The following is a 1,272-nucleotide window of genomic DNA, read 5'->3' on the forward strand; positions in this document are numbered from 1 at the left end:
TGACCTTGCCCCCAAATTTTATCCAGTTTTAAGTTCGCTCCGGCGGTTTTGGGTTGCTGTATTTGGGACGGTAGCGGCGGGTTGCGGTGCGGAGCCATTCCGGCTGCGCAGCACCGCATCACGTCGCGGGTTGATTGTCTGAGCGAACTCGGCAGGTGTCATCCAGCCGAGTCCAGAGTGTGGTCGATGATCATTGTAATCGCTGCGCCAGTTTGAAAGCGCTGATCGAGCATGGGTCAGTGACGAGAAGAGCGTTTCATTCAGGAGCTCGTCCCGCAGCCGTCCATTAAAGCTCTCGATGAAGGCGTTCTGGATCGGTTTGCCCGGTGCGATGTAGTGCCAATCGACTGTCGTCCGGTCGGCCCATTGCAGGATCGCGTTGCTGGTGAACTCACTGCCATTGTCACTGACGATCATCCTGGGCTTGCCACGTTCCTCGATGATCCGATCCAACTCACGGGCAACCCGCAGTCCGGAAAGCGATGTGTCGGCGACGAGGCCCAGGCATTCCCTGGTGCAATCGTCGACGACCGTCAGAACCCGGAACCTGCGTCCATCGGTGAGTTGATCCGACACGAAGTCCAGCGACCAGCGATCATTGGCGGCCATCGGGATCAGCATCGGCGCGCGTGTGCCGATCGCTCGCTTGCGGCCACCGCGCTTGCGCACCGTCAGCTTCTCTTCCCGATAGAGCCGGAAGAGCCGCTTGTGGTTCACAAAATGACCCTCACGCCTGAGCAGCACATGAAGGCGTCGATAGCCGAAGCGGCGGCGTTCATGCGCCAGCGCCTTCATCCGCTCGCGAAGGTCATGGTCATCGCTGCGCCTGGTTTCGTAACGGATCGTCATCCGGCAAAAGCCGATGGCTTTACACGCCCGCCGTTCGCTCATCCGGTGGTGATCCATCAGATGCGCGACAGCGTTCCGCTTGGCTGCGGGCGTCACCACTTCTTTCCCAAAAGGTCTTTCAAAGCAGCATTGTCGAGCATCGCATCCGCCAAGAGCCGCTTCAGCTTCGCGTTCTCGTCCTCCAGCGTCTTCAGCCGCTTGGCCTCGGACACCTCCATGCCGCCGAACTTGGCTTTCCACTTATAGATGCTGGCGTCGCTGACACCGTGCTTGCGGCAAAGCTCCGAGACCGGCGTGCCTGCCTCGTGCTCCTTCAATATACCGATAATCTGTTCGTCCGTGAAACGGTTGCGCTTCATCCTCTGGTCCTCTCAATGGCCCAGAGCTTACTTCAAAATGGATTAGGTCAACGGGGCAAGGTCA

Annotated in this window: 1 protein-coding gene; it reads right to left on the reverse strand. The window is 59.0% G+C overall.

What is annotated here, in order from left to right:
• Positions 1-18 precede the first annotated feature (18 nt).
• Positions 19-1,208, reverse strand: a protein-coding gene (locus HV823_RS26300; protein ID WP_176952618.1) for an IS3 family transposase whose coding sequence is annotated in 2 segments (ribosomal slippage) — positions 19-959 and positions 959-1,208 — 1,191 coding nt in all. Because the reading frame shifts where the segments join, the coding sequence is not laid out codon by codon here.
• Between the last annotated feature and the right edge of the window lie 64 nt (positions 1,209-1,272).

This window comes from Mycoplana rhizolycopersici (assembly GCF_013378445.1).
Classification (GTDB): domain Bacteria; phylum Pseudomonadota; class Alphaproteobacteria; order Rhizobiales; family Rhizobiaceae; genus Mycoplana; species Mycoplana rhizolycopersici.